Annotated in this window: 28 protein-coding genes; 11 read left to right on the top strand and 17 right to left on the bottom strand. The window is 73.1% G+C overall.

The genetic code is table 11. The annotated features are described in order from the left end of the window. The first annotated feature begins 32 nt into the window (after nucleotides 1–32). Nucleotides 33–704: a DNA polymerase beta superfamily protein gene (locus tag ACNAVT_RS25525; RefSeq protein WP_416299815.1), complete on the top strand. Its 672-nt coding sequence runs from the start codon at nucleotides 33–35 to the stop codon at nucleotides 702–704. A 103-nt stretch (nucleotides 705–807) separates the two neighbouring features. Here ACNAVT_RS25525 and ACNAVT_RS25520 read toward each other — a convergent pair whose 3' ends face one another. From ACNAVT_RS25520 to ACNAVT_RS25500, 5 genes are all read right to left on the bottom strand, one after another. Continuing rightward, entirely contained in the window at nucleotides 808–1,545 is a 738-nt protein-coding gene (locus ACNAVT_RS25520; RefSeq protein WP_416299788.1) for an alanyl-tRNA editing protein, read from the bottom strand. A gap of 11 nt (nucleotides 1,546–1,556) precedes the next feature. Next, the gene (locus ACNAVT_RS25515; protein WP_416299787.1) at nucleotides 1,557–2,444 is read right to left on the bottom strand and encodes an alpha/beta fold hydrolase; all 888 of its coding nucleotides are present in this window, start codon (nucleotides 2,442–2,444) and stop codon (nucleotides 1,557–1,559) included. Next, complete coding sequence (locus ACNAVT_RS25510; protein ID WP_416299785.1) at nucleotides 2,441–2,755, bottom strand: DUF2516 family protein; 315 nt, start codon at nucleotides 2,753–2,755, stop codon at nucleotides 2,441–2,443. The genes ACNAVT_RS25515 and ACNAVT_RS25510 overlap by 4 nt, the downstream gene beginning before the upstream one ends. Before the next feature lie 72 nt (nucleotides 2,756–2,827). Next, entirely contained in the window at nucleotides 2,828–3,562 is a 735-nt protein-coding gene (locus ACNAVT_RS25505; protein ID WP_416299783.1) for a hypothetical protein, read from the bottom strand. Next, the gene (locus ACNAVT_RS25500; RefSeq protein ID WP_416299781.1) at nucleotides 3,559–4,173 is read right to left on the bottom strand and encodes a helix-turn-helix domain-containing protein; all 615 of its coding nucleotides are present in this window, start codon (nucleotides 4,171–4,173) and stop codon (nucleotides 3,559–3,561) included. Before ACNAVT_RS25500 ends, ACNAVT_RS25505 begins: the two co-directional genes overlap by 4 nt. 111 nt (nucleotides 4,174–4,284) lie before the next feature. Here ACNAVT_RS25500 and ACNAVT_RS25495 point away from each other — a divergent pair, with 111 nt between their 5' ends. Then, nucleotides 4,285–5,082 (top strand): alpha/beta fold hydrolase, encoded by a 798-nt coding sequence (locus ACNAVT_RS25495; RefSeq protein ID WP_416299779.1) that lies wholly within the window; start codon nucleotides 4,285–4,287, stop codon nucleotides 5,080–5,082. A 78-nt stretch (nucleotides 5,083–5,160) separates the two neighbouring features. Here the strand turns inward: ACNAVT_RS25495 and ACNAVT_RS25490 are convergent, their stop codons facing one another. The 4 genes from ACNAVT_RS25490 to ACNAVT_RS25475 all read right to left on the bottom strand — a co-directional run bounded on the left by ACNAVT_RS25490 (nucleotide 5,161) and on the right by ACNAVT_RS25475 (nucleotide 8,705). Continuing rightward, a complete protein-coding gene (locus tag ACNAVT_RS25490; RefSeq protein ID WP_416299777.1) occupies nucleotides 5,161–6,120 on the bottom strand; it encodes an asparaginase in 960 nt (319 codons plus the stop codon). A 94-nt stretch (nucleotides 6,121–6,214) separates the two neighbouring features. Continuing rightward, nucleotides 6,215–7,042, bottom strand: a complete 828-nt coding sequence (locus ACNAVT_RS25485; RefSeq protein ID WP_416299775.1) for a 3-keto-5-aminohexanoate cleavage protein — start codon at nucleotides 7,040–7,042, stop codon at nucleotides 6,215–6,217. A 125-nt stretch (nucleotides 7,043–7,167) separates the two neighbouring features. Continuing rightward, complete coding sequence (locus ACNAVT_RS25480) at nucleotides 7,168–8,280, bottom strand: YgfZ/GcvT domain-containing protein (RefSeq protein ID WP_416299773.1); 1,113 nt, start codon at nucleotides 8,278–8,280, stop codon at nucleotides 7,168–7,170. After that, nucleotides 8,277–8,705: a Fur family transcriptional regulator gene (locus ACNAVT_RS25475; RefSeq protein WP_416299771.1), complete on the bottom strand. Its 429-nt coding sequence runs from the start codon at nucleotides 8,703–8,705 to the stop codon at nucleotides 8,277–8,279. The genes ACNAVT_RS25480 and ACNAVT_RS25475 overlap by 4 nt, the downstream gene beginning before the upstream one ends. Before the next feature lie 69 nt (nucleotides 8,706–8,774). Between ACNAVT_RS25475 and ACNAVT_RS25470 the strand changes: the two genes are divergently transcribed. Further along, nucleotides 8,775–9,629 carry an aminotransferase class IV gene (locus tag ACNAVT_RS25470; RefSeq protein WP_416299769.1) on the top strand — a complete coding sequence of 285 codons (855 nt, stop codon included), beginning with the start codon at nucleotides 8,775–8,777 and terminating at the stop codon, nucleotides 9,627–9,629. A 77-nt stretch (nucleotides 9,630–9,706) separates the two neighbouring features. On the opposite strand, the gene ACNAVT_RS25465 is transcribed toward ACNAVT_RS25470, so the two are convergent. Together ACNAVT_RS25465 and mtfM are read right to left on the bottom strand one after the other, a co-directional pair. Beyond that, nucleotides 9,707–10,300 (bottom strand): FABP family protein, encoded by a 594-nt coding sequence (locus ACNAVT_RS25465; RefSeq protein WP_416299767.1) that lies wholly within the window; start codon nucleotides 10,298–10,300, stop codon nucleotides 9,707–9,709. Beyond that, a complete protein-coding gene (mtfM, locus tag ACNAVT_RS25460; protein ID WP_046570768.1) occupies nucleotides 10,294–10,398 on the bottom strand; it encodes a small membrane protein MtfM in 105 nt (34 codons plus the stop codon). Before mtfM ends, ACNAVT_RS25465 begins: the two co-directional genes overlap by 7 nt. Before the next feature lie 23 nt (nucleotides 10,399–10,421). On the opposite strand from mtfM, the gene ACNAVT_RS25455 reads away from it, so the two are divergent. Next, nucleotides 10,422–10,784 (top strand): DsrE family protein, encoded by a 363-nt coding sequence (locus ACNAVT_RS25455; protein WP_416299765.1) that lies wholly within the window; start codon nucleotides 10,422–10,424, stop codon nucleotides 10,782–10,784. A 42-nt stretch (nucleotides 10,785–10,826) separates the two neighbouring features. Here the strand turns inward: ACNAVT_RS25455 and ACNAVT_RS25450 are convergent, their stop codons facing one another. From ACNAVT_RS25450 to ACNAVT_RS25425, 6 genes are all read right to left on the bottom strand, one after another. Further along, entirely contained in the window at nucleotides 10,827–11,600 is a 774-nt protein-coding gene (locus tag ACNAVT_RS25450; RefSeq protein ID WP_416299813.1) for a hypothetical protein, read from the bottom strand. Nucleotides 11,601–11,878: 278 nt separating this feature from the next. Then, nucleotides 11,879–12,202 carry a DUF1416 domain-containing protein gene (locus tag ACNAVT_RS25445; RefSeq protein ID WP_357334443.1) on the bottom strand — a complete coding sequence of 108 codons (324 nt, stop codon included), beginning with the start codon at nucleotides 12,200–12,202 and terminating at the stop codon, nucleotides 11,879–11,881. Between the two features lie 5 nt (nucleotides 12,203–12,207). Further along, nucleotides 12,208–13,056, bottom strand: a complete 849-nt coding sequence (locus ACNAVT_RS25440; protein ID WP_416299763.1) for a sulfurtransferase — start codon at nucleotides 13,054–13,056, stop codon at nucleotides 12,208–12,210. A 203-nt stretch (nucleotides 13,057–13,259) separates the two neighbouring features. Next, a complete protein-coding gene (locus ACNAVT_RS25435; protein WP_311202345.1) occupies nucleotides 13,260–13,337 on the bottom strand; it encodes an Ms5788A family Cys-rich leader peptide in 78 nt (25 codons plus the stop codon). 129 nt (nucleotides 13,338–13,466) lie between these two features. Next, a complete protein-coding gene (locus tag ACNAVT_RS25430) occupies nucleotides 13,467–14,252 on the bottom strand; it encodes a DUF2993 domain-containing protein (RefSeq protein ID WP_416299761.1) in 786 nt (261 codons plus the stop codon). 74 nt (nucleotides 14,253–14,326) lie between these two features. Then, a complete protein-coding gene (locus tag ACNAVT_RS25425; protein WP_416299759.1) occupies nucleotides 14,327–15,376 on the bottom strand; it encodes a hypothetical protein in 1,050 nt (349 codons plus the stop codon). A gap of 252 nt (nucleotides 15,377–15,628) precedes the next feature. Here ACNAVT_RS25425 and ACNAVT_RS25420 point away from each other — a divergent pair, with 252 nt between their 5' ends. The 7 genes from ACNAVT_RS25420 (at nucleotide 15,629) to pstB (ending at nucleotide 22,755) form a co-directional block, all read left to right on the top strand. Next, the gene (locus tag ACNAVT_RS25420; protein ID WP_416299758.1) at nucleotides 15,629–16,342 is read left to right on the top strand and encodes a winged helix-turn-helix transcriptional regulator; all 714 of its coding nucleotides are present in this window, start codon (nucleotides 15,629–15,631) and stop codon (nucleotides 16,340–16,342) included. A 179-nt stretch (nucleotides 16,343–16,521) separates the two neighbouring features. After that, nucleotides 16,522–17,394, top strand: coding sequence for a polysaccharide deacetylase family protein (locus ACNAVT_RS25415; protein ID WP_416299756.1), 873 nt, complete (start codon nucleotides 16,522–16,524; stop codon nucleotides 17,392–17,394). Nucleotides 17,395–17,460: 66 nt separating this feature from the next. After that, on the top strand, nucleotides 17,461–18,387 hold the full coding sequence (gene mshD, locus ACNAVT_RS25410) for a mycothiol synthase (RefSeq protein WP_416299754.1): 927 nt from the start codon (nucleotides 17,461–17,463) through the stop codon (nucleotides 18,385–18,387). Between the two features lie 249 nt (nucleotides 18,388–18,636). Next, entirely contained in the window at nucleotides 18,637–19,740 is a 1,104-nt protein-coding gene (gene pstS, locus ACNAVT_RS25405; RefSeq protein ID WP_416299752.1) for a phosphate ABC transporter substrate-binding protein PstS, read from the top strand. Nucleotides 19,741–19,784: 44 nt separating this feature from the next. After that, complete coding sequence (gene pstC / locus ACNAVT_RS25400) at nucleotides 19,785–20,870, top strand: phosphate ABC transporter permease subunit PstC (RefSeq protein WP_416299750.1); 1,086 nt, start codon at nucleotides 19,785–19,787, stop codon at nucleotides 20,868–20,870. Further along, on the top strand, nucleotides 20,867–21,958 hold the full coding sequence (pstA, locus tag ACNAVT_RS25395; protein WP_416299748.1) for a phosphate ABC transporter permease PstA: 1,092 nt from the start codon (nucleotides 20,867–20,869) through the stop codon (nucleotides 21,956–21,958). The genes pstC and pstA overlap by 4 nt, the downstream gene beginning before the upstream one ends. 20 nt (nucleotides 21,959–21,978) lie before the next feature. Beyond that, nucleotides 21,979–22,755: a phosphate ABC transporter ATP-binding protein PstB gene (pstB, locus tag ACNAVT_RS25390; protein ID WP_416299747.1), complete on the top strand. Its 777-nt coding sequence runs from the start codon at nucleotides 21,979–21,981 to the stop codon at nucleotides 22,753–22,755. The last annotated feature ends 22 nt before the right edge of the window (nucleotides 22,756–22,777 follow it).

The raw sequence follows: 22,777 nt of genomic DNA, 5'->3' as shown, positions 1-22,777 counted from the left end.
CCAGCCGATCCGGATCCGCCATCATGGCCGGCATGCACCTGCTGCTCTCCGGGATCGTCGGCTCGGTCGCCTACGGGCTGGCCGGCCCCGGTTCGGACGTGGACCGGATCGGCGTCTTCGCCGCGCCGACGGTCGCGTTCCACGGCCTGCACCCGCCGCGCGAGTCGGTGGTCACCGCCGACCCGGACGTCACGCTGCACGAATGCGCGAAGTACTGCCGCCTGGCGCTGAGCGGCAACCCGACGGCCACCGAGCTGATGTGGCTGCCGGACGACTGCTACGAGACCCGGACGGAGTTCGGCGCGCGGCTGATCGCCATCCGCTCGGCCTTCCTCAGCGCGCCCCGGGTCCGGGACGCCTACCTCGGGTACGCCTCCCAGCAGTTCCGGAAGCTGACCGCCCGGGACTCCAGCGTCGGCGGCCGGCGGCGCTCGGCGAAGCACGCCCGCCACCTGGCCCGGCTGCTGCACCAGGGGCGGGTGCTCTACGCGACCGGGACGTTGGAGATCCGGCTGGCCGACCCGGAGTGGTTCCGGGCCTTCGGCGAGCGGGTCGCCGGCGGCGCGCTGGACGAGGCGGAGGCGCTGGTCGCCGACGCCGAGCGGGACTTCGACCGGATCCGTACGCCGCTGCCCGACCGGCCCGACGAGGAGACCGTGGAACGCTGGCTGCTCGACGTCCGGGCCGCCCACCTGCCCAGATGAGCCAAGATCGTGCTCGATCGTGGAACGAGTGGCATCCTGGCCGCTCCGAGGCCACAACTTCCTGGATCGAGCACGATCTTGCGCTGGGCAGAACAGCGTGACCCTAGTCCGCCAGGCGGACGCGGACCCGGCGGTTGGCCCGGCCCTTGCTCTCCACCTTGACCACCTGCACCTTGCCGATCTGGGCGGTCGAGGCGACGTGGGTGCCCCCGTCGGCCTGCACGTCCAGCCCGACGATGTCGACGATCCGGACCTCGTGCTCGTCCGGCGGGATCAGGTTGGACTGGGTACGGATGATGTCCGGCAGGGCGAGCGCCTCCGCCCGGGGCAGCACCCGGACGGCGACCGACCGGTCGGCGGCCACCTCGGCGTTGACCAGCTCCTCGATCCGGGTCTTGAAGTCCGGCGGCACCTCGGGAAGGTTGAAGTCCATCCTGGCCTCGCCGGGCTCCATGTTGCCCCCGGTGACCAGCGCGCCGAAGTCGCGGAAGACCACTCCGCACAGCACGTGCAGGCCGGAGTGGGTCCGCATCAGCATGCTCCGGCGGGCGTCCTCGACCGCGCCGGTGACGGCGGTGCCGACCGGCGGCACCGGATCACCTTCGGCCGGGATCAGCCAGAGATCGTCGCCCTTGCGGGTGCCCACGATCCGGGTCTGCACCCCCTGCCAGAGCAGCACCCCGTGGTCCGGCGGCTGACCGCCACCGCCGGGATAGAAGGCCGACCGGTCCAGCACGATGCCCTGCTCGGGATCGGCCGCCAGCACCGTGCACTCCCACTCCCGCAGGGTGGGGTCGGCGAGGTCGAGGCGGTGCGTACGCCCGTGGTGTGTGACGCCCATGACAGATGACGTTACTCGTTCAGGAACGTCGAGATCCGCTCCCGCAGGTCGGCGCGTTCCGTCCAGAGCACGCCCGGCCGGTCGTACACGTGCAGGGTGGCGTGCGGGAGCGCGGCGGCCAACTGCTCGGCGACCGCCACCGGGTGCAGGTCGTCCCCGACGCAGCCGATCACCAGCGCCGGCGCGGCGACCGCGGCCAGCGAGCCGGCGGTCCGCAGCGGGGCCTGCTCCGGCAGGCTGGCCAGCCCCGGTGCCAGCCCGTCGCGGAGCAGCTGGTCCAGCCGCTGCCGGAGGTACGCCCAGCCGGCCGGGGTGTTGCGCACGGCCGGCGGCAGCTCCAGCGACACCACGTCGGCCAGCGCGGACGCGTCCCCGGCCGCCACCGCGTCGAGCAGGTCGGTGAGCCGGGCCCGGGCCGTCTCGCCGCGCGGCGTGTCCAGCACGGCCGGGAGGAAGAACACCAGCTTCTCGAAGCGTTCCGGGCTCTCGGCGAGCAGCCGGCACAGCGCGCCGGCCCCGAGGCTCGATCCGAAGGCACGGGTGGCGCTGCCGAGATCGGCGATCGCCCGCAGGTCCCGGGCCAGGTCCAGGTAGGTCCAGGGCCCGGGCGGCGAATCGGAACGGCCGTGCCCGCGGAACTGGAAGAAGATCTTCCGACCGGTGACCGCGCTGCCGAACGGGCGGGTGGTGGCGATGCCGTTGCCGAGCCCGTGCGCGAACACCGTCACCGGGTCACCGGTGCCGGTGACCAGCCGCTCCAGCCGTACGTCGTGCGGGGTGGTGACCAGCTCGGTCTCCGGCTCGGGCAGGGCCGGGCGGCCGGTGCGGGGAGCGCCGGGGCCGGGGCCCCAGGTGCGGGGGCCGCCGTCCGGCGGTGGGGGCCAGCGGAAACCCCTCACCAGGAGCCTCGGCCGCCGTGCAGGTCACGCAGGCCGGGTCGCACATCCAGCAGGTAGATGAGACCGGCCGCGATGCCGATCAGTCCGAAGATGCTGACCGGGCCGAAGCCCAGCAGGGTGAGCACCAGGCAGACCGCCAGGATGGCGATCCAGCCGCCCTTGGGCAGGGTGCCGATCGCGGCGAACGCGTCGGAGCGCTGGGTGATCGCGTGCACCAACGCCACTCCCTCGAGCACCAGGGCGAAGACGAGCAGGATCAGCTCGATCACGTAGCGGACTTCGAACGCGAAGATCGGCGCGGCGTAGGCCATGGGGGCAAGCTTATGCCGAGACCCCGGAAACGTCCGACAGGACGCCGCCCGGGGTCTCGGTCCAGGATCGACCTACTCGTCGGCCGGGCGGGCCCGCTTGGTGGCCTTCGGCAGCTTCGCCGACGGGGTGGCGGGCTTCGCCGCGGTGGCCTTGGTGGCGGTGGCCTTGGTGGCCCGGGTCCGCTTCACCGCGGCGGGCTTGGCCTCGACCGCCTCGGCCACGTCGGCCGGGCTGGGCGCCTCGGCGGGCGGGGCGGGCTCGGCGACCGGCGTGGGGCCGGCCTGCGGGGCACGGTCGGCCTCGGTCGCCTCGATGTCGGCGTTCACCGTGTCGGCGGCCTCCAGCACGCCGGCGCCGACGACCCGCTCGCCCCGGGCGACCAGCTCGGCGTACGTGGCCAGGGCGCGCTCGTGTGCGCTGGCCACGGCGCGCTCGGCCCGCTCCTGGGCGGCCTGGGCGCCGGCCAGGGCCCGCTCCGGGGCGGACTGGGCGCCGGCCAGAACGGTGGCGGCGTTGCGGGTGGCGGCCTCGCGGAGCTTGACCAGATCGAGATCCGCGGCGGTGGCCTTGTCCCGCAGGCCGGTCGCGGTCAGGTCGGCGGTCTTCAGCCTCTCGAACGTCTCGGCCGCCTTCTGGCGCAGCTCAAGGCCGGTGACCACGGCCCTGCCGCCGAGGTCGAGGACGACCCGGGTGCCCAGTCCACCGACCACGGCGGGGAGCTTGCGCAGCTGCTCAAGGGCGAGCTCGCCGGCACCGGCGGCGGCGTAGATCGGGGCCGGAATGCGATTGGTCCTCGGCTGTGTCATGACTTCTCCTCCTCGGCCGCACCGGCGGCCTTCCGGACCGCCCCGCGGGCGGTCTCCTCGTGGGGGACGGCGGTGGTCGGGGCGGGGGTGGCCCCCGCCTCGGTGACGGCGACCGACTCGATGACCGCCTCGGTCGGGGCGCCGGCCGGCGTCGTGGGTCCGGTCGCCGCCGGCGTGACGATGGTCGGCGCCTGCGGCGCCTCGGCCGGGGCGCCGGCCGCCGGGGCCGGCTCGGTGGCCGCCTGCGCGGCGGCGGTCGCCTCGGCGAGCCGGGCGTTCTCCCGGCGGAACGTCTCGTAGATCTGGGTGAGCGACTGCTTCTGGGCCATGGTCAGCTCGGGGTCGACGGCGATCGCCGCGAGCACGCCCTGCCCCTCCTTGGCGTCGAGCAGCCCGGCCCGCAGGTACATCGCCGGGGTGGAGACGCGCAGAGCGCTGGCGAGCTGCTGGAGCACCTCCGCGCTCGGCTTGCGCAGGCCGCGCTCGATCTGGCTCAGGTACGGGTTGCTCACGCCGGCCTGCTCGGCGAGTTGGCGAAGCGAGATCTTCGCGTTTCGCCGCAGGTCGCGAATGAACCCGCCGACGTCGGGTAGGTCCTTGCTGGTGGCCATGACTCCACGTTACTTCCCCCTGCTAGCTATTGCAAGCAAAACGCTAACCAGAGTTAGCAACCTCGCGGATAGCCGGTTGCGGGCCCGGGGTCCGATCCGTACGGTTCCCCCGTGGCCAAGATCGAAGTCAACGGCGCCCTGCTCGCGTACGACGAGGCCGGCAGCGGCAATCCCGTGGTGCTGGTGCACGCCGGGATCGCGGACCGACGGATGTGGCGAGGCCTGGTGCCCGCGCTGGCCGCCCGACATCGGGTGATCGCCGTCGACCTGCGCGGATACGGCGACTCCGAGCTGCCAGCCGCGCCCTTCGCGCACCACGACGACGTGGTCGGGCTGCTGGACGCCCTCGGCATCGCGAGCGCCGCCCTGGTCGGCTGCTCGTTCGGCGGCCGGGTCGCGGCGGACGCCGCACTGGCGCACCCGGAGCGCGTCTCCGCGCTGGCCCTGTTCGGCGCCCCGGTCTCCGGCAACGAGTGGTCCGAGGAGACCGAACGGCTCTGGGAGGAGCTGGTCGGCGAGGTGAACCCGGAGGACCTCGCGGCGACCGCGGCCGGCGAGGTGCGGTTCTGGGTGGTCGGCCCGACCCGCCGCCCGGAGGACGTGGATCCCGAGTTGATCCGGTTCGCCGAGGAGATGGATCGGCAGGCGCTGGCCGCCGAAAAGGCGCTCAGCGCCGTCGAGGCGGGCGAACTCGACCCGCCGGCGATCGACCGGCTGACCGAGCTGCGGATGCCGGTGCTGGTCGGGACCGGCGCGGACGACGTCGCGGACCTGCGCCGCCTCGCCGACCGGATCGCCGCCGAGGCCCCGCAGGGGGTGCGCCTGCCAGACGTCCCGGACGCCGCCCACCTGCTGCCCCTCGAGCGCCCCGAACCGGTCAACGCCGCCCTGCTCGACTTCCTGCCCTGAGCCGCCGCCGCATCCGGGCGGGGTGGCCCGGGCGCAGCCGGCGTCCGCCCGCTGCCGCGGCGGACGCCGGCACGCGGGTCACCAGACGGGGCGCACCGCCCCCACCGGCAGGCCGCCGCCGAGCAGCGGCACGTCGGCATACTCGGCCAGCACCGGGGCCTCGACGCCGAGCCGGCGCAGCGCCGAGACCAGCACCGGCATCCGGGCCCGCCCGGCGCCGTCGTCGATCTTGAGGGCGACCGCGCCGACCCCCGGGATGGCCGCCGCGATCACGCCCTCCGCGCCGACCTTCGCCAGCAGCCCCGGTACGCCCCGCATCAGCCGGGTGTCGTCCGCCAGGGTGCCACCCACCAGTTCCGGATACGTCCGCATCGCGTCGGCCACGGTCCGCTCGACGGTTCCGGGCTCGGCGGTGACCAGCCGCAGGTACGCCCGTGCCAGCCCGGCCAGCGAGACGGCGAGCACGGGTGCCCCACAGCCGTCCACCCCGACGGCCGCCGCCGGCTCCCCGGTGAACTCCTCGATCGCGGCGGTCAGCCCCTGCTGGAGTGGATGCTCGGGCCGCCAGTAGCCGTCCAGCGGCCAGCCGGCGGCGAGGCAGGTCAGCAGCATTCCGGTGTGCTTGCCGGAGCAGTTCATCTGGATCCGCGTCGGCCCGCCGCCGGCCCGCAGCACCGCCTCCCGGGCCGACTCGCCGACGGGTAGGTCCGGCGGGCAGTGCAGCGCCTCCTCGGTCAGGCCGGCGCGGCGCAGCAGGGCGTTGACCCGCTCCACGTGGAACTCCTCGCCGGCGTGGCTGGCCGAGACCAGCGCCACGTCGGCCGGCTCGGTCAGCGGCAACCCGGCCCGGAGCATCCCGATCGCCTGCATCGGCTTGTTGGACGAGCGAGGGAAGATCGGCGAGGCCGCGTCCCCCGCCTCAGCCACCGGCGCACCGGCGGCGTCGAGCACCACCACGGAACCGCGGTGGACGCCCTCCACGAACCCGGACCGGACCACCTCGGCGAGCGGCACGCCGCCCTCGTACGTCTTTCCCACAACGTGGAAGGTACCGACGGGGCCGACGGGGCCGACACCGGGGTGACCAGCGGCGTCGGCCGTCGGCGTACAGGGGCGCCGGGTGGGCCGCGGCTTACAGGCCGAGCAGCTGCCGGGCCTCGGCGATGGTCAGCGGCGGACGCTGGGCGAGCTGGGCGAAGCCGACCGCGCGGGCGACGAGCTGCATGTTGGACTCGACCGGCTGCCCCTTGGCGTAGGTGATCGTGTCCTCCATGCCGACCCGGAGGTGACCACCCGCCGAGAGGGAGGCCAGCATCACCGGGATGGTGCTGCGACCGATCCCGGTGGCCGAGAAGGTGGTGCCCTCCGGCAGGTCGCGCAGCATCTGCTGGGCGGCGACCAGGGTCGCGGTGGTGCCCGGCATACCGCCCGGCACACCCATCACGAAGTCGACGTGCACGTGCCCGCCGTGCGGCAGGCCGTACTTGCCGAGGAGGCGCTGGAGGGCGGTGAGGTGGCCGAGTTCGAAGATCTCGTACTCGGGGACGACGGCCTTCTCCTGCATCCGGGTGTGCAGGTCGACGATGAACTCCCAGCGGTTCATGAAGACGTCGTCGCCGAAGTTGACCGTGCCCATGGTGCAGGAGGCCATGTCCGGCGCGGCGTCCAGCACGGCCAGCCGGTCGGCCTCGGGGTCGGTCACCGCGCCACCGGAGGAGAGCTGCACGATCAGGTCGGTGCCCTCCCGCAGCGCCGCCACGGTCTCCCGCAGCCGGCCCTGGTCGAGGGTGGGCTTCGCCTCGTCGTCCCGGATGTGGACGTGGATCACGGCGGCGCCGAGCGCCTCGCACTCCTTGGCGGTCAGCAGCAGCTCGTCGAGGGTCACCGGCAGCGCCGGCACCTCCGCCTTGGCCGACTCCGCACCGGTGGGGGCAACCGTGATCAACGTCCCTGTCGTCATGCCGGCGATCCTAGACGTCCGACCGCCTGCGGTCGACGGACGGAGCACGTCGCGACGGAAGAATCATCCGCGACCGACCGGGAAAGCGGAAGAATTCCCGCCTTACGGTCGACGGCACGACACCCTTACGCCGGGTCGATGGCGGCAGCCGTCTCGCCGACCATCAGGCGGGCGTCGTCGGGGACGTTGCGCTTCACCACGGCGAGGGCGACCTGACCCAGCTCGTGGTGGTGCACCGCGGTGCCGACGAAACCCACCGCCCGGCCGTCGAGGGTCACCGGCGTTCCGGCGGTGGGCGGCTGGTCGGTGGTCACCCCGTCGAGGTGCAGCAGGACCAGCCGGCGTGGCGGCCTGCCCATGTTGTGCACCCGGGCCACCGTCTCCTGCCCCCGGTAGCAGCCCTTGTCCAGGTGCACGGCGGGTGCGACCAGGCCCACCTCGGCCGGGATGGTGCGGTGGTCGGTGTCCACCCCGACCCGGGGCTGCCGGGCGGCCACCCGGACCGCCTCGTACGCCCACAGCCCGGCCACCGGCACGCCCGCCCCCCGCAGCTCGTCCACCACCCCAGCCATGGCCGGGCGAGGCACCAGCAGGTCCACACCGAGCGCCACCCGCCGGGCCCACCCGCCGGTCGACAGCGGCTTCACGTCGTACACGACGGTGGGCCGGGCCGGCAGCTCGCCGGAGCGGAACTTCGGACCGGGCACCGCGACCAGGTCCGGCGCGGCCAGCCCGGTGACCCCGAGGATGTCGAGTGAGCCGGTGGCCTCCGGGCCGACCAGCGACAGCAGCGCGTGGTCGGCCGTGGCGTCGCGCGGCTCGACCTTGCTGAAGAACCGCATCTTCTCCAGGTACGACAGCAGCCCGGCGGTCATCCCGGGCTCGGTGTCCAGCCAGGTGGTCTCGCCGTCCTCGGCGACCATGGCGTGCTGCTCGACGTGCCCGTGCGGAGAGAGCACCAGCAGCTCGCTGCCCTGCCAGGCGCTCAGCGCGGCGAGGTGCTGGCTGGTCAGGGTGTGCAACCAGCCGAGCCGCTCCTCGCCGGGCACCGCCACCACGCCTCGGTGCGAGCGGTCGACCAGGCCGACGCCGGTGGTGAGGATGCGCTGCTCGCGCATCGGGTCGCCGTAGTGGGCGGCCACCGGGCCGACCCCGGCCGCCCGGTGGACCGGCTCAGGCTGGTCCCGGGTCTCCTCGTCGATCGCCTCGGCGGCCACCGCACCCGCGATGTCGATCATCTTGCCTCCCCGTCCTCGCACAGCCCGCAGACGCCGAACAGCGCCACGTGCCCGATGTCGACCCGGAATCCCCGCTGTACGGCCAACTGGTCGACGAGCGGGCGGAGCAGCTCCGGCTCGATCTCGTCGATCGCGCCGCACTCCCGGCAGACCAGGTGGACGTGCTGGTGCTCGCCGGCCGCATGGTACGTCGGCGAGCCGTGCGACAGGTGCGTGTGCGTCACCAGGCCGAGCCGTTCCAGCAGTTCCAACGTGCGGTAGATGGTGGTGATGTTGACGCCGGCGGCCACCTCCCGGACCGCCGTGTGCACCTGCTCCGGCGTCGCGTGCCCCAGCTCCATGACCGCCTGCAGGACCAGCTGTCGCTGCGCGGTCAGCCGCAGGCCACGGGAGCGGAGCAGTTCCGCGAGGGAGGATTCGGACACCGTTCGATCATAGTTCGGCCGCCCCGCCGGTCCGGTCGTCGCCGCCGTACCCGGCTACCCTCGGCCCTCGTGGAGGCATCGCGGGTGGCCGTGCTGGGCCGGGGCTTGGTCCCGGCCGGGGAGGCGGTGCTGCGCGGGGACGACCGGGGCGTGCTGCACGGGGACGGCCTCTTCGAGACCATGCACCTGCGCGGCGGGCTGCCCTGGCTGCGCGACGCCCACCTGGCCCGGCTGGTGGCCGGAGCGGCGGCGATCGCGCTGGCGTTGCCGCCCGCCGGCGCGCTGGTCGAGCTGCTCGACGCGGTCCGGGCCGGCTGGCCGCCCGACGTGGAGGGAGCGCTGCGGCTGGTCTGTACGCGGGGGCCGGAGGGCGGCGGATCGCCGACCGTCTACGCCACGCTGAGCGAAGTCCCGGCGGCGGCGAAGCAGGCCCGGCGGGACGGCGTGACCGTGGCCACCCTGCCGCTCGGGGTGGCCGCCCGGTCCCGCCCGGAGCTGGACTGGCTCCCGGCCGGGATCAAGTCCACCTCGTACGCGGCGAGCACCGCGGCCCGCCGCTGGGCGGCCCGCGCCGGATTCGACGACGTGCTCTGGACCTCCACCGACGGGTACGTGCTGGAGGGGCCGAGCGCGAACGTGGTCTGGCTGACCGGCCGCACGCTCTGCACGGTGCCGGCGGTGGCCACCGGGGTGCTGCCCGGGGTGACCGCTCGGTGGCTCCTCGACCACACCGCCGACCTGGGCCTGGTCGCCGAGGAACGGCTGGTCACCCCGGCGGAGCTGCACGCGGCCGACGGGGTCTGGCTCACCTCGTCGCTCCGCGGCCCGGCCGAGGTCCGCGCCCTCGACGGCGCCCCCCTGCCCCGGTCTCCGCGCACCGCCGACCTGCTCACCCTCCTCGGCTTCCCCCTCCCCCGGCCTTGATCGCGTTGATCAGGAGGTTGCGCCTGCCGGCGGCCGGCTTCCGGACGCAAACCTCTTGATCAACAGCAGCGGGGGGATCAGCCGGCGACGCGGATGAGCCGGGCGGAGAGGTGGGGGCTCAGGGCGTGGCCCATGGCGGCCATCTCCTGGGCGTACAGCAGGGCGCCTTCGACGATGCCGAACAGCCGGGCACCCGCGGTGACCTCCTTGGCGGTGGCCGTGCGGACCACAGCGTCGGTGGCGAACTCGATCTGGGTGCCGTTGCGCTTGCCGAGGTGCAGCTCCATCACGCCGGTGGGCGTGGTCATCAAGGCTTCCAACTCGGCGGTGGCCCGATCGCCGTCCATCACCGGGCGCCACCAGCCGACCTCACGACCGGCCGGGCGGACCGGGCGGCTCTGCTCGTCGAGGATCCAGGCGCGCGACTCGTAGAACAGGAACGGTCGGCCGTCGTGGCTGATCCGGATCTCCTGCGCGAAGTCGAAGTCCTCAATGGTGGGGAAGCCGCCCCGGCCACGCCCGCGCCACACCCCGATGTACGGCAGCAGGCCGTCCAGGCTCGGGTGCAGCTTCGGGCCGACACGCAGGTCGTGGCTCTCCTCGTACGGATACGGGTCGACCGGCGGCGCGTTCAGCCACGGCGGCGGCTCGAGCGGATTCTCGCTCACCATTTACCTCTCGAAATGCGTACGGCCAGATAGACCAGGCCACCAGCGAGCGCGCCCAGGCCGGCGACCAGCAGGCTGACGAACCCGATCTCGGTAACCATCCGGGTCATCCTATGCTGGCCCCATGGCCCGCTCTCTCGTCGTCAAGGCCACCGCCGGCGCGGACTCCCCCGAACGCTGCGCGCAGGCCTTCACCGTCGCCGCCACGGCGGCTGCCGCCGGGGTCGACGTGTCGCTCTGGCTGACCGGGGAGTCGACCTGGTTCGCGCTGCCCGGGCGCGCGCAGGAGTTCGAGCTGCCGCACTCCGCGCCGCTGGCCGAGCTGCTGCACGTGATCCTGGCCACCGGCAAGGTAACCGCCTGCACCCAGTGCGCGGCCCGCCGGGACATCGGCCCGGGCGACGTCATCCCCGGCGTACGCATCGCCGGCGCGGCGGTCTTCGTCGAGGAGGCGATGACCGAGGGTGCCCAGGCCCTGGTCTACTGACACCGCCCGGCCGATCGACAGCCCGGGCCGATCCGCCCCGGCTCAGCCGGCGCAGCCGGTCGAGGCGGCCAGCCGGAGCCGGTCGCCGGTGGCGTCGGCCAGCACGAGGACCGGCCCGGCCCGATAGGCGTACACCTCGGGGCGGTCGACCACGGCGACGCCGAGCGGGCGCAGCGGCGCCAGCGACTCCGACCTGGTGCCGGCCGCGATGCGGATCGTCCGGGCGCTCCCGCCCGCCGGGCAGGGCACCTCGATCGGCTCGGAGGCCGGCGGGACCGGCTGGCCCAGCGCCCGCAGCGCCGCCTCCAGCTCCGACCCGGCGGGGTACGCCGGCAGGAAGTCGGCGATCTCGGTGTCGGCGGGACGGCAGCCCGTCGCGGCGGTGAGCCGGACCCGCCCGTCGGCCACCACCCGCCCGCGGACCTCGACGAACTCCCCCGCGTCGGCGCGCAGCCGGGGGCCTTCCGAGCCGGCGCGGACCCCGGCCCGCCAGTCGGCCGGCAGTCGTTGCGCCACCCGCTCCAGCAGGGCCCGTTCGCTTCCCCCGGCGACCAGCACGTCCAGGCCCCGGGTCAGCGATGCGCCGTCGGCCAGCGGGGTGACCCGGCAGCCGCGCTGCACCTCGGCGGGGGTCAGCTCCCAGGCCTCGCCGTCCACGGCGGCCACCAGGCGCCCCACCGCGCCATCGACCACCGGAATCGCCTGACTCAGGCTGCGCTGCTCCCGCACGGTCGGCGGGTCGTGTCGCACCGACCACCAGGTCAGCCCGGCGAGCAGCACCCCCCACACCACCGTCGCGGCCACCAGCCAGCGCAGCCACCGCCGGCCGGGCGCCGGCTGGTCGGGACGGGTCGGCGGGGCGTAACCCGCCTGGACAGCACCACTCACCGGGCAATCGTGTCACGCGGCCGCGAGCCCCCCGCCCGCCCCGTCCGCTCACGAGGCCGAGGGAAGGGGCCACTTTCCCGGAACGAGTGGCCTACGCGGCGCGGAGAGCCACTCTTTCCGGGAATCAGGGCGGATCTCGAGTCGGGTGGGACGGGCGTGGCCCGCCGCCCCCGGGCGGGGGCGACGGGCCACGGTCAGAGCGTGGGTCAGGCGGCGACCGTGACGGTCACCTCGTTGATCCCGCGGGCGGCGGCGACGGCGGTGTCGCCGTTGCCGTGCCGGGAAAGCGCCCGCAGGGTCCAGTCGCCCGGCGCGGCGAAGAACCGGAACTGCCCGGCCGGGGAGGTCACCACCTCGGCGGTGAACTCGCCGGTCGAGTCGAGCAGCCGGACGTACGCGCCCGGCACGACCTCACCGGACTCGGCCTTGACCAGGCCGGTGATGACGGTTTCCTTCTCCAGGTCCAGGCTGGCCGGCAGCGGGGCGGCCTGGTCGGGGGCCGCGCAACCGGCGGCGGTGGGAGCAGTCATCGGGATCAGGCCTCCCCGGGCTCGTCACCGAGCGCGACCGGCACGCCGACCAGCGAGCCGTACTCGGTCCAGGAGCCGTCGTAGTTCTTCACGTTGGCGTGGCCGAGCAGCTCCTGGAGCACGAACCAGGTGTGCGAGGAGCGCTCGCCGATCCGGCAGTAGGCGATGGTCTCCTTGCTGTCGTCCAGCCCGGCGGCGGCGTAGATCTTGCGCAGCTCGTCGTCGGACTTGAACGTGCCGTCCTCGTTGGCCGCCTTGGACCACGGGACGCTGATCGCGGTCGGCACGTGGCCGGCCCGCTGGGCCTGCTCCTGCGGCAGGTGGGCGGGAGCGAGCAGCCGCCCCGCGAACTCGTCGGGGCTGCGCACGTCGACCAGGTTCTTGGTGCCGATCGCGGCGACCACCTCGTCGCGGAAGGCCCGGATCGAGGTGTCCGGCTCCTGCGCGACGTACTGCGTCGCCGGGCGCGTCACGGTGTCGCTGACCAGCGGGCGGGCGTCCAGCTCCCACTTCTTGCGGCCGCCGTCGAGCAGCTTGACGTCGCGGTGGCCGTAGAGCTTGAAGTACCAGTACGCGTACGCGGCGAACCAGTTGTTGTTGCCGCCGTAGAGGATCACGATGTCGTCGTTGGCGACGCCCCGCTCGGAGAGCAGCGCCTCGAACTGGGCCTTGTTGACGAAGTCCCGGCGCACCGGGTCCTGGAGGTCGGTCCTCCAGTCGAGCTTGATCGCACCGGCGATGTGGCCGGTGTCGTAGGCCGAGGTGTCCTCGTCGACCTCGACGAAGACGACGCCCGGGGCGTCGATGTTCTTCTCGGCCCACTCGGCCGAGACGAGTGCGGTGTCGCGACTCATCAGATCACTCCCTGTTGAGGATGGATGGTGAGCCAGCGCATGGCGATCGAAGTCGGTAGTTGTCGCACCACGCGCGGGACCCAGGGCTGGAACGGATCACGGGTACGTGCGACGGCGCCGCTGCCGGGCGATCAAGGGAACACCGGAGGGTACGCGGACCCTGCGTGCCGGTGGCCGCTAGGCGGCCGAGGACAGCCCCGCCGTCAGATGACGGGGCGACACAGGCAGGTGGCCACGCGGCACAGGTCGACCGCGCGCCGTTTGGTGAGGAGCGTCCCCATGAGTACGGAGCCTACCAGTCGGCCCGGCCGGCGCCACCGGTCCGACCAGCATCCGGGACGGCGCTCGTTCGTTCGGGGACGCCGACGGGCCCACCGCCGGGCGAACGGGGCGGGCGGAGTCCGGGCCGGTCAGCCGGCCGCGTTGAGCGGTACGTTCCGCGCGTCCGCGGTCACCGTCAGCCCCTCCGGCTTCGGCTCGACCTTGCGGACGTGGAGCTGGAACGGCAGCTCGGGCAGGGGCACGGCGATCGAGATGCTGTTGGCGTAGTTGGTCAGCATCCGCTTGGCCAGCGGCAGGTTCGGCAGGCCCTCGGCGGTCAGGTCGCGGAAGCGCAGCGCCACCTTGCCGTCGGTGACCGTCAGGTCGGCCGTGCCGTTGACGGTGAGCTTGGTGCCGAGGATGTCCACGGGCGCGGTGACGGCGAGCTTTCCGTCCCGCTCGCCCAGGGTCAGCCCGGGCCGGTCGAGCAGCTTGGCCAGGCTGTCGTACGCGATGGTGCCGCGCCCGTTGACGGACTCGGCGACCACGTCGCCCTGGCGCGAGCGGAGGGTGTTCAGCGACGCCTTCACGTTGCGGGCGTCCACGTCGAGCTGCGGCACGTCGAGCGCGTCGCCCTGCACGTTGCCCCGCACGTCGGTCAGCACGATCGAGATGTGCTCGTACTTCCCGGCGATCACCTGGGTGAGGAACGGGAAGCCGCCCACGTCGACCTTGGGCGGCGCGGCCTGCACGTCCTTCTTGGCGACCTCCCGCCGCACCTGGTCGGCGACGGCCCGCTCGGCCACTCCGGCGGCCACCCGGTCGGCGACCACCAGGAGCCCGACCAGGACCAGCAGCAGGACGAGGAAACCGATCAGGACCTTCCGGCCACGTCGCCGGGGCCGTTCCTCGTACGCCGGGTAAGCCTCTGTCACGCCGCCTCCTCCTCGCCGTCCGTCGCCGTCTCGCGGCGCAACGGTACTTACCCGAGGCGCGAATCCCCCAACCGTCAGAGGAAGAGCACGCACATGGCGTACGCGGCCGGCGCGGCGAGCGCGAAGCCACCCAGTGGACCCTGCATGTGCCGGGCGATCCACATGGTCGGCGGCTCTCCGGCCATCAGCCGGCCCGCCTCGGCGTACCCGACGGCGAGGTCGGCCAGCACGGCGGTGGCGGCGGTGACCAGCCCGACCAGGGCGGCGCTGGTCGGGGTGAAGCCGACCAGATAGCTGCCGAGCACCGCGCTGGTCAGGGTGCCGACCATGGCGCCCGCGACCACGCCGGCGGCGCCCCGGGGCACCTGTGGGGCGAGCCGGGGCCAGGGCGCCACCGCGTCGGTCAGCCGGGCGACGAGCAGCGCGACGCCGGTGGCGGTGAGGCAGACGGTGATCGCCTGGGTGCCCTTCGGAATCCGACCGAGCACGATCAGGGCGGCGAACGCGACCACGCCCACCACGATCAGCAGGGTGCTGCCGAGCGAGTCGGTCACCCGGACCCGGTCCACCCGGCGGACCAGCTGGCCGAGCACGCCGAGCACGAAGCCGCCGGCTGCGGCGTACCCGAGCGGTGCCAGCCCGGCGATCTCGGACTGCACCGCCGCGGCGTCGGCGATGCCGGCCGCCGCGGCGCTGACCAGCGCGACCACCAGCAACGCGGGCGGGCGCATGGCCATCGTCCAGGCGAGCACGAAGAGCAACTGAACGCCGAGGACGACGAGCGCGAACTGCAGCCGGTGCCCCGGGCCGGCGGTCTGCGCGCCGAGCACCAGGCCGACGCCGAGCAGCGCGGCGAAGCCCGCGACGGCCAGCGCCAGCGGCCGGCGGACCGGAACCGGGGGCACCTCCTCCTCGGGCATGTCGTCGGACTCGTCATCCGGGCGGCGACCCGGGCCGCCCTTGCGGAGCCGGCGCGGCCCCTTCCGCTCCGGCCGCTCCCCGCCGTCGTCGGTCGGACCGGTACGCGGGCCCGGCGGGTAGCCACGGGACGGGCCGGCCGGCCCCGGACGCGCGTCGTCGGCCCACGGGTCACGGCCGGTGTCGGGCGAGGTCGAGGGAAACACGCCCCGATCGTGCCAGACCAGGCGGCGCCGGCGGAGGCCACGGTTTCGGCAACGTTAAAACCTGGGCCGCGATTGGGGGCGGATCGGACAAACGGGAAAGGACGCGGAGGTGAAGGGCGGGCGATCGGATACGCTCAAGCCGTTATCCGCCCCCGTCATCGACGCCGGGATCCACGCAAGTTCTCAGCGCCACCCCCTGTGAGTGCCGCTGGTCACGCGCGGCCGGACGGCCGCCGGGACGGAGGTGATCGTGTGGAGATCCTGCTGCTCGTGACCGCCCGCGCGGGTGAACCGTCGGCGGTGCTGCCCGCGCTCGACCTGCTGCCGCACTCCGTCCGCACCGCGCCGCGCGACGTCCGCACGCTGGTCTCCGGCCCGACCCCGGACGCCGTCCTGGTGGACGCCCGCTCCGAGCTGAGCGAGGCCCGGGCGACCTGCCGGATGCTGCACGCCACCGGGCTGGGCGTGCCGCTGGTCGCGGTGGTCACCGAGGCCGGCCTGATCGCGCTGAACGCCGACTGGGGCGTGGACGACGTCATCCTGGCCGGGGCGGGACCGGCCGAGGTGGAGGCCCGACTGCGGCTCGCGGTCGGCCGGCTGAGCAGCGCGATCGCCGGCGCCGGCGGCTCGATCCGGGCGGGCGAGCTCACCATCGACCCGGACACCTACGCCGCCAAGCTCAAGGGCCGCCCGCTCGACCTCACCTACAAGGAGTTCGAGCTGCTGAAGTTCCTGGCCCAGCACCCGGGCCGGGTGTTCACCCGGGATCAGCTGCTCCGCGAGGTCTGGGGGTACGACTACTTCGGCGGCACCCGGACGGTCGACGTGCACGTCCGGCGGCTGCGCGCCAAGCTCGGCTCGGAGTACGAGTCGATGATCGGCACGGTGCGCCAGGTCGGCTACAAGTTCGTGGTGCCGCCGTCGCGATCGCTGCCGGAGTCGGAGCCCGCCCCGCTGCCCGTCTGACCGGCGCGTTCCGACCGCTCCTTCCTTCGGAGGATCGTCTCCGTTACACCCCTTTTTGCCCGCTTAGCCGGTTCTATTCTGGCTGCCGGATTCATCGGGGCAAAGGGGGCGGCGGTGCGTGCGGTGACCACGGGGGCGATGACGGATCCGTGCGCGGATCCGAACGGGTGGTGCTTCTGATGTCGGCCACGACGCTGCGCGGGGTCGGGATCGTGACCCTGGTGGCGGCCGCACTGCTCGGCTCGATATACGCGCTCGGCCGTAGCCTGCTGCCCGAGCAGCAGCCCCGGAGCAGCGCGGTCACGGCCGGCGCTGACGCTCCGCGCTACGCCGACCAGGCGCCCGGCGCCGACGACACCCCGGGGCCGACGGCCGGCACCCCAGGGCCGACGGCCGACAGCAGCCCGAGCGCGTCGGCCCGTGAACAGCTGCCGGCCGGCGATGGCGAAGGCCCGTTCGGCAGCCTGACCACGACCGGATCCTCCCGGATCGCGCTGACCTTCGACGACGGGCCGGACCCGCAGTACACCCCGCAGGTGCTCGCCCTGCTCCGGAACTACGGCGTCAAGGCCACCTTCTGCGTGGTGGGCGAGAACGTGCAGAGCCACCCGGAGCTGGTCCAGGCGATCGTGGCGGAGGGGCACACACTCTGCAACCACTCCTGGGACCACGACGAGAGCCTGGGCCAACGCTCCTCGGCCACGATCCGGGCCGACCTGCTCCGCACCAACGAGGCGATCCGGGCGGCGGTGCCGGGCGCCCCGATCGCGTACTTCCGGCAGCCCGGCGGCAACTGGACGCAGCCGGTCGTGTCGGTCTGCCGGGGGCTGGGCATGGCCCCGCTGCACTGGGCGGTCGATCCGTCGGACTGGCAGGCACCGGGCGCCACGAGGATCACCTCGGTGGTGATGAACGAAACCGGACCCGGCTCGATCGTGCTGATGCACGACGCGGGCGGCGATCGGGCGGGCACCGTCGAGGCGTTGCGGCGCCTGCTGCCCGAGCTGATGGCCCGGTACCAGCTGGAGGCCCTGCCGGCCGACGCCACGTGACGCCCGCCACCGCCTGGTCGCCACGTCCGGCATGATCGTCGAACCGCCGGGCGCTACGGTGACGGGATGAGCAGCACCGAGGCGTCCGCCGACCGCGTCGTCCGCGCAGACCGGCTGGCGCCGGTCGAGGTTGCCGAGGTGTTGGCGCTGGCCCGCATCGCCGGAGACGCGGACGGCGCGGACCCGCTCGACGAGCACGTGCTGCTGCGGCTGCGCGACCCGGAGGCGTCAGCGGTGCACCTCACGGCGCGGGCCACCGACAACACCCTCACCGGCTACGCCCACCTCGACACCACCGACCCGGCGGGCGGCATCGGGGTGGAGCTGGTGGCGCATCCGGCCTACCGGCGGCGCGGCACCGGGCGGGCACTGGCCCGGGGCGTGCTGGCCGCGGCGTCCGGACCGCTGCGCGCCTGGGCGCACGGCGACCACCCGTCCGCCGCCGCGCTGGCCGTCGACCTGGGCTTCGCCCGCGCCCGGGTGCTCTGGCAGTTGCGCCGCCCACTGGCCGCGGCACTCCCCGAGCCCGCCCTGCCCGACGGCGTGGAGCTGCGCGCGTTCCGCCCCGGCGAGGACAACGAGGCCTGGCTGGCGGTCAACAGCGCCGCCTTCGCCCGGCACCCGGAGCAGGGCCGCTGGACCCGGACGGACCTGCGGGTACGCCTCGGCGAGCCGTGGTTCGACCCGGCCGGCTTCCTGCTCGCGGTGGACTCGGCCACCGGCCGACTGCTCGGCTTCCACTGGACCAAGGTCCACGAGCGACCGGGCTCGGCCCGGATCGGCGAGGTCTACGTGCTCGGGGTGGATCCGACGGCGCACCGGGGCGGGCTCGGCAAGGCGCTCACCACCGCCGGGCTGGCCTACCTGCGGGACCGCCGGGGGCTGGACCGGGTGATGCTCTACGTCGACGATTCCAACACCGGCGCGGTCGCCCTCTACGAGCGGCTCGGCTTCGCCCGCTGGTCCGCCCACGTCAACTACCACCTCGGCTGACCTGCTTCTGGCGCGGTCACGCTCCGGCGGACATGAGCTGATAAAGGGGACACCTCCCCGCCAGTTCATGTAATGGACAACACACCCTCAGCGGACCGTCGTCTCGGGGAGCGGGCCTGTTCACCCTCTGTTCACTTGCCACGGGCGAGCCGGCTACCTGGCACTTCTAGCTTTTGCATCAGCCGGTCAGCGCCGGCACCCGGGCCAACCCGGGCGACCTGACCAAAGATGTGAAGGGAAACCCCTCAGGTGAAGCTCCAGCGGCACGGTGCCATTGCCTGCCTCGCTCTTACCGCGGTGCTCGGTCTCAGCGCCTGCGGCTCGGACAACGAGCCTACCGGCGCCTCGGCGTCCGGCTCGGCCTCCGCCTCCGCCGACTGCGGCAAGGGCACGCTGAACGCGCAGGGCTCCTCCGCCCAGAAGAACGCGATGGCGGAGTGGATCAAGGCGTACCAGCAGAAGTGCGCGGGCACCACGATCAACTACGAGCCCACCGGTTCCGGCGCGGGCATCCAGGCCTTCATCGCCGGCACCGCCGACTTCGCCGGTTCCGACTCCGCCCTGAAGCCCGAGGAGCAGCCGCAGGCGGACGCCAAGTGCACCGACGGCCAGGCCCTCAACCTGCCGATGGTGATCGGCCCGGTGGCCGTCGTCTACAACGTCAGCGGCGTGGACAACCTCCAGCTCAAGCCGGCCACCCTGGCGCAGATCTTCGCCGGCAAGGTGACCAAGTGGGACGACCCGGCGATCAAGGCCGACAACCCGGACGCCAAGCTGCCGTCGACCGCGATCCAGGCGGTGCACCGCTCCGACGAGTCGGGCACCACCGACAACTTCACCAAGTACCTCTCCAAGACCGCCGAGGCGGACTGGACCTTCGGCAACGCCAAGGCCTGGAAGGCCCCGGGCGGCGTCGGCGCGGCCAAGTCCGACGGTGTGGCCAGCAAGGTCAAGAGCACCGAGGGCACCCTCAGCTACGTCGAGTGGTCGTACGCCGAGAACGCCGGCCTGAAGAAGGCCAAGGTCCAGAACGGTGCCGGTGAGTGGGCCGAGCTGACCGCCGACTCGGCCGGCAAGGCCATCGCCGGGGCCAAGATCGAGGGCCAGGGCAACGACCTGAAGATGTCGATCGACTACAACACCAAGGAGGCCGGGGCGTACCCGATCGTCCTGGTGACCTACGAGATCGTCTGCAGCAAGGGCCTCGCGGCCGACAAGCTGCCGCTGGTCAAGGGCCTGCTGAGCCACGCCGCCAGCGCCGAGGGCCAGGCCGCCATGGTCGAGCTGGGCTACGCCCCGCTGCCCGACTCGGTCCGCACCCGGGTCGAGACCGCGGTCAAGAGCCTCGCCTGACGCTCTGACCGAGACCACCTCCTCAATACGAAGCGAGCGAGCAGATGGGTGATAACCCTCACCGCTCGGCGCACGCCGGCACCGGCGGGACTCGCGTGGCCACGAGCCACGAGGGACCTGCCGGTGCCTCGGCGCGTGTGGCCGAGACCTCCGGCAACCCTGGTACGAGCGACAGCTGCCTGGGTGGCGGCGGGGCGTTGCCCCGGGCCCGGGCGTTCGGTGCGGAACGGGCGTTCCGCGGCCTGACCCTGGCCGCCGGCACCGCCGTACTGGTCATCATCGCGGCGATCGCGATCTTCCTGATCGCCAAGGCGGTTCCGGCGCTGCGCGCCAACACCGAGTCGTTCTGGACCTTCGAGGGCTGGTTCCCGAACGACGACCCGGCGAAGTTCGGCATCGGCGCGCTCGCCTTCGGCACCGTGCTCAGTTCGGCGCTGGCGCTGCTCATGGCGGTGCCGGTCGCGCTGGGCATCGCCCTCTACCTCTCGCACTACGCCCCGCGCCGGCTCGGCAACGCCCTCGGCTTCCTGATCGACCTGCTGGCCGCCGTGCCCAGCGTGGTCTTCGGGCTCTGGGGCCGGGACTACTTCGTCGGGCCGGTCGGCGACCTGTCCGCCTGGCTGCACGAATACTTCGGCTGGATCCCGATCTTCGGCGAGGGCCCGTACGGAAGCTCCATCCTGCTCGGCTCGGTGGTGCTGGCGATCATGGTGCTGCCGATCATCACCTCGCTCTCCCGCGAGGTGTTCCGGCAGACCCCGACCGCCAACGAGGAGGCCGCCCTCGCGCTGGGCGCCACCCGCTGGGAGATGATCCGCACCGCCGTCCTCCCGTACGGCCGGCCGGGCGTGATCGCCGCGGTGATGCTCGGCCTGGGCCGGGCGCTGGGCGAGACCATCGCCCTGGCGCTGACCCTCGGCTCCACGTACGCCATCTCGTTCAACATCCTGCAGAGCGGCGGCAACAGCATCGCCGCGAACATCGCGCTCAAGTTCGCCGAGGCCAACGGCACCGGGCGGGGCGCGCTGATCGCCTCCGGCCTGGTGCTCTTCGCGATCACGCTGATCGTCAACATCACCGCGCGGGCGATCATCTATCGCCGCCGCGAGTTCACGGAGTCGGCCGCATGACCACCACCGTCACCAACCACCGCCCGCAGCCCCCCGTGCAGCCGGTCACGCTGCGGGCCAAGCGGCTTCCGGCGTACGCCGCGCCCGCCATCGCCGTCGTGGCCCTGTTGGTCGCCGCCGGCATCGTCTACGGCGCCGGCATCGGCGGCCCGGTCCTGGTCGTGGTCGTCGGCGCGCTGCTCTACCTGGCCGGCCTCTTCCTCACCGCGAACGCGGTGGAGGGCCGCCGGTCGGCCCGCAACCGGACCTGGAGCGCGCTGATCCACTCCGCCTTCGTGCTGGCGGTGCTGCCGCTGGCCTCGGTGGTCTGGACCCTGGTCAGCAAGGGCGCCGAGCGCCTCGACGCCAACTTCTTCTTCACCTCGATGAACAACATCGGGGCCCGGGACGCGAACGGCGGCGCCTACCACGCCATCATCGGGACGCTGGAGCAGGTAGGCATCGCCACGCTGATCACCGTCCCGCTCGGCGTGCTCTGCGCGATCTACGTGGTCGAGTACGGCCGAGGCCGGTTCGCCTTCACCATCCGCTTCTTCGTGGACGTGATGACCGGCATCCCGTCGATCGTCACCGGCCTGTTCGTGCTGGCCTTCTGGGTGCTGATCGTCTCGCCGTGGTTCAGCCCCGACGGCCAGCCGGGCTTCTCCGGCTTCGCCGCCGCGCTGGCGCTGAGCGTGCTCATGCTGCCGACCGTGGTCCGCTCCACCGAGGAGATGCTCCGCCTCGTTCCGGCTCCACTGCGCGAGGGCGCGTACGCCCTCGGCGTGCCGAAGTGGAAGACCATCCTGCGGGTTGTTTTGCCGACGGCGTTGCCGGGCATCGTCACCGGAGTGATGCTCGCGGTCGCGCGGGCCGCGGGCGAGACCGCCCCGGTGCTGCTCGTCGCCGGCGGCGGCGCGGCGATCAACTTCAACCCGTTCGAGAACAACCAGTCGTCGCTGGCTCTCTTCGTCTACCAGCAGGCCGGCGAGGCCTCCAAGTACTCGCCGGCACGGGCGTGGACCGCGGCGCTGACCCTGGTCGCCCTCGTCCTCATCCTGACCGTCGCGGCGAAGTTGCTGGCCCGCCGCAACCGGCTCGGCCGATGAACCCCGGAGGTACCGCCACCATGGCCAAGCGCATCGAAGCCACCAACGTCACCGCCTACTACGGCGCGTTCAAGGCGATCGAGAACATCAACCTGACCGTCGAGCCGAAGACGGTCACCGCCCTGATCGGCCCGTCGGGCTGCGGCAAGTCCACCTTCCTGCGGTCCATCAACCGGATGCACGAGGTGCTGCCCGGTGCCCGGGTCGAGGGCAGCCTGACCATCGACAACCAGGACATCTACGACCGGGACGTCGACGTCACCGCGGTCCGCCGGATGATCGGCATGGTCTTCCAGCGGCCCAACCCGTTCCCCACCATGAGCATCTTCGAGAACGTGGTGGCCGGGCTGCGGCTCAACGGCGTCCGGAAGAAGTCCATCCTCGAGGAGGCGGCGGAGAAGGCGCTGCGCTCGGCGAACCTCTGGGACGAGGTGAAGGACCGGCTCGGCAAGCCGGGCGCCGGGCTCTCCGGCGGTCAGCAGCAGCGGCTCTGCATCGCCCGCACCATCGCGGTCGAGCCGCAGGTGGTGCTGATGGACGAGCCCTGCTCGGCGCTGGACCCGATCTCCACGCTGGCCATCGAGGACCTGATGTTCCAGCTCAAGGACAAGTTCACCATCATCATCGTCACGCACAACATGCAGCAGGCCGCCCGGGTCTCGGACCGGACCGCCTTCTTCTCCATCGAGAAGACCGGCGACCCGGGCCGGCTGATCGAGTACGACAACACCCAGCGGATCTTCAGCAACCCGAGCGTGAAGAAGACCGAGGACTACATCACCGGCCGCTTCGGCTGAGCCGCTGGTTTCCCGGTCCGCG

It is taken from the genome of Micromonospora sp. SL4-19, assembly GCF_047921475.1.
Lineage (GTDB): Bacteria > Actinomycetota > Actinomycetes > Mycobacteriales > Micromonosporaceae > Micromonospora.
Note: the sequence above shows the minus strand (reverse complement) of the source record. Positions and strands in the feature narration are given on the sequence as shown.